Source organism: Parabacteroides sp. AF27-14 (assembly GCF_003635425.1).
GTDB lineage: Bacteria > Bacteroidota > Bacteroidia > Bacteroidales > Tannerellaceae > Parabacteroides > Parabacteroides distasonis.
Map to the genome: position 1 here is coordinate 1 of NZ_QTLZ01000052.1, position 3,865 is coordinate 3,865.

The 3,865-nt window shown below is 34.8% G+C and carries 6 protein-coding genes; all 6 read right to left on the reverse strand.

Annotated elements, in window-relative coordinates; all coding sequences use genetic code 11:
- Positions 1–110, reverse strand: a 110-nt coding sequence (locus DWY79_RS22205) for a glycosyltransferase family 2 protein (protein WP_135960001.1), incomplete at its 3' end; no start/stop codon positions are given.
- A gap of 90 nt (positions 111–200) precedes the next feature.
- Complete coding sequence (locus DWY79_RS23210) at positions 201–566, reverse strand: T9SS type A sorting domain-containing protein (RefSeq protein WP_233564037.1); 366 nt, start codon at positions 564–566, stop codon at positions 201–203.
- Positions 567–621: 55 nt separating this feature from the next.
- A complete protein-coding gene (locus DWY79_RS23215) occupies positions 622–1,068 on the reverse strand; it encodes a tail fiber domain-containing protein (protein ID WP_233564038.1) in 447 nt (148 codons plus the stop codon).
- A gap of 26 nt (positions 1,069–1,094) precedes the next feature.
- Positions 1,095–1,457, reverse strand: coding sequence for a DUF3244 domain-containing protein (locus tag DWY79_RS22215; protein ID WP_005863687.1), 363 nt, complete (start codon positions 1,455–1,457; stop codon positions 1,095–1,097).
- Between the two features lie 96 nt (positions 1,458–1,553).
- The gene (locus tag DWY79_RS22220) at positions 1,554–3,293 is read right to left on the reverse strand and encodes a tetratricopeptide repeat protein (RefSeq protein ID WP_122370502.1); all 1,740 of its coding nucleotides are present in this window, start codon (positions 3,291–3,293) and stop codon (positions 1,554–1,556) included.
- A gap of 179 nt (positions 3,294–3,472) precedes the next feature.
- Positions 3,473–3,865: glycosyltransferase (locus DWY79_RS22225; protein ID WP_370450010.1), on the reverse strand; the 393-nt coding region annotated here is incomplete at its 5' end.

Consider the following 3,865-nt stretch of genomic DNA (forward strand, 5'->3'; position numbering starts at 1 on the left):
ACCACGATAACCTCAAAATGGACATAGGTTTGCTTGCAAAGGCTTGATAACAGGTCATCAAGCTCATCCGGCCTGTTATAAACAGGAATTATAATGGAGTATAATCGCATATCTTTTGTATAAAAAAGATTGAGGATACCCTCAACAGACAGTATCACTCAATCTTATCAAAAAAACTATAGCTTCAATAGAAATAAATATTATTGTACCAATAGCATACGTTTCGTTGAGATCAACTGTCCGTCTACTACCAAAGAATACATATACATACCTGCGACACCTAGATCAGAAAAGCTTACCATTATACTACCTTCTCCCCGGGTAGCGATATCGAATTTCTTAACTTGAGTTCCTTGCAAATTGCAAATAGAGATAAAAGCGGAACGTGCGGATGTAGGGATCGTAAAGGATATATTCGTGGTAGAATTAAACGGATTCGGCGTATTTTGATTCATTACCGCATTCGAGAGCAAAGACTTACTCGTCAAATTCTTGTTATTCTGCAAATCAGACAAATTAGCTTTTTCATCCAATTGCAACTCCAGTTGTTGGATAGTAGCGTCCAATTCTTTTACAGCCTGTACTAAAACGGGTATAACAGCCGTGTAATCCACCAAGCTATCACCTCGTCACAATCTCTGGCATAACCTCAGCTACCTCCTGTGCCAAGAAACCAAAAGCTTTAGAAGGTACGGCTTCTGCTGATCTCAATTGCGATGTCTCACTTTTCCAATTGTAAGATACCGGTTTTAACCCCAATATGGTTCCTAATCCACTATTTAAGGGAGTGATATTGGTTTTCAACCGAGCATCCGAAGATTGATAAACCCCCTTTACTTCTATATAATTATACTGGGAGCTTTCTGAATCATAGAAAACGACCTTTCCTCCTGTTCCTGAGATACGAGGATTAGCGACCGCAACTTTTAATTTCAAAAATGTACCCGGATAATCACTCCCGTTATAATACAATTTTTGTCCCCACGTCTGTATGTTCGTGTACTGGGCTTGGACACTAAACGATACGAATAGGCATAGTATGCCTAATAAAGATACAGATCTTTTCATGATTTAAAGATTTAAGTTGATAATATCTATTTTAACACATCAAAATATCCAACCAAATAATTATTTCCTTTTGAGATAAATATCTTATAATCACCATTCAGCAAAAAATCTATAGAAATAGGATATTCTATCTCAGAAGAAACAGTTATGATGTCATTATAAAGTACATTTCCTTTTATATTTATAATTTTCACATTAAGTCCATCCAATAATTTATTAGAATGGATGTAAATATTATTTTCATCTATTGATAATGTAGGAGAAGATATTATAGAACGATCTTCCTCTTCTTCCCAAGATTGTTCAGTATCCTTCACTCTATTCGGATACACAACTGAAGAAACAAACATCAGAAATACTAATCCCAATATAAAACTTCTCTTTTTCATTATCTATTTTTATAAACAAAAATAGTCTCTATGAGAAATCTATAAGCAAAATAGGATTTACTTCTTATTTACTTTTTGTTTACAGCGATTAAGTTATTATAAATCAGCGATAAATTTATCCATCATTTCTGCGGTACCTTCTGTTCCATGAATCTTTTTATAGAGACGAATCCGGGATGCTGTTATTGCAGGAGTCGAGCGTCCAACTAACCTTGCAATGTCCTTCACGGGCATGGATATTTTTATCAAATAACAAATATGGAGTTCTAACTCTGAGATTTGCGGGTATAAAGCATATAATTGAGCGGTGAAATTTGAATAGGTTGTATCAATCTCTTTTCTCAACTCCTTCCAATCCTTATTCTGAATTTCCGTATCAGTATTATTACTTGTTTCATGAAATAACCGATAGACTTCGGATTTTCGAAAAGCTATTTCAAGCAAACTTTTTTCATTTTGAGAAGTAAGAATCTTTCGGTTTGATAGTTCTAATAATTCCTTTTGAGATTGCACAAGTTGCTTTTTAAAATTATCTCTTTGACACTCCGATTGCTGCAAAAGTTCCTCTAGATATGAAATTTTCTTATTATTATATTCAATACAATCCAAACTTTCCGCATATTGATTCTCTTTCAATAGACGTATTTTTTTCTCCTTTTCAATCGCTGCTTTTTTCTTCTTTTCTAACACATATATATAACATAGACTAAAGAAAATAATTAAAACAACAAATAATGCAAATTGATAATTGCGAATTTTTCTTTTTTCATTATCTATTTTCAATTGAACATTCTCCTTTTCTGTATGCTGATACTTATATAATGAGTTAACTTTTGCTACAGCTTCCGTTTTTGTTTGATTCTTAATTGAATCAGACAGTTCTATACATTTATACGCATAATTCAAGGCTAATTTACGGTCTCCTTCTTGGTTTTTTATTTTGGATAAGATTCTATACGTATTTTTTTTCATATAGATATTCCCATACTCATTTGCTTTCTCAAAATAATATAGAGCTGAATCTATTTGCTTATAACTTTCATATATACAACCTAATCCAAAATATATATTTGCTTGATTCTTCATACTTGAAACCTTACTGAACAAATCTTTAGCCAAATCATATTTTCCCATATCTATATAGATGCTACTCAATTCCCTTAGTACATTATCTATTCTCGATTGATCATTTAATAACAATGCCTTCTCATAAGCAGATTGATAGTAGTATATAGCACTGTCTGTATCTTGCTTGGCGTTATAGATCCGAGCAATATTCCTCAATGCGATCACCTCTCCTTTTCCTTTATCATACATCTTGTATTCATACGATTTCCTATAAGCTTCGAGAGCCTCATCATACAAACCTTGATATGCCAGTCGATATCCCATCTGCTCATAAACCCGTCCTAATATATCATATCGCTTACTATCTTTCCCTATGTCCGCAGCATCTTGAAAAGCTCTCACCGCTCTTGGGGCATCTCCCATATCCCGGCATGTACTTCCTAGATAATAATATGCCTCCATTAATTGATCTGGAGTCCCATAGTCCTCATAATACTGAACTATTGATTTAATCAAAGAGTCTGATTCATGAGGAATATACAGCTTATCTTTAGCTTTAATCTTAAGCAAAGCATGGTACATACGTATATTTTCCGGCTCATTCATGATTGAGCTATCCAAAGAGGAAAGACAGAGTAATGCGCTATCCGGATGCTCCCACATAACAGATTCCGCACGAGATAGTTCCGCAGGTAATGGTTTTTCTTGGCGCATACAAGAAAAAAGGGTAGCGAAAAGTAGCAAAGTCAGTCCTAGTGTTCTCTTCATTTAGATTATAGTTTACAACTTAAACGCAAGTTATAAAATTTATCCACAAATATCAATAAAAATATTCATTTGCCACAAAAAAATATCTTCTTTAAGCCTACTACTCAACTAAAAATCTTTTCCTTTAGTTTGGTATCCTTCAATAGCCTCTGTGCATACCCCTCCATTTAAATGAATTTTCAAATAATACTTCTCAAAAAACCGACTCCATATCCAAACAATTGCGTAAAAGAGGCTATTACAGATAACAACCCTACACGTAAATCACATTTATTGCGGAACATTGCGTCTACAAACAATAAAAGGGCATAAATAATAAGAGGCACCAGAAACAACCAGCAAAAGAATGAGCCGATAACCAATAGACAGACTGAAAACGTGAATAATGCCGGTAAGCAATGTACCAGCTTCAATGAGCCGGGATGTTTCCGGTTCAATGCGATCCGGGCCTCCCCCGAATGACGCACCTGACGGAAGAACTGCATGAGATCCGTCCGCCTTTTATGATAAACCCATGCCGAAGGAAATAGCCGGGTCCGATAACCAGCCTCCATGATCCGTATGCTAAAATC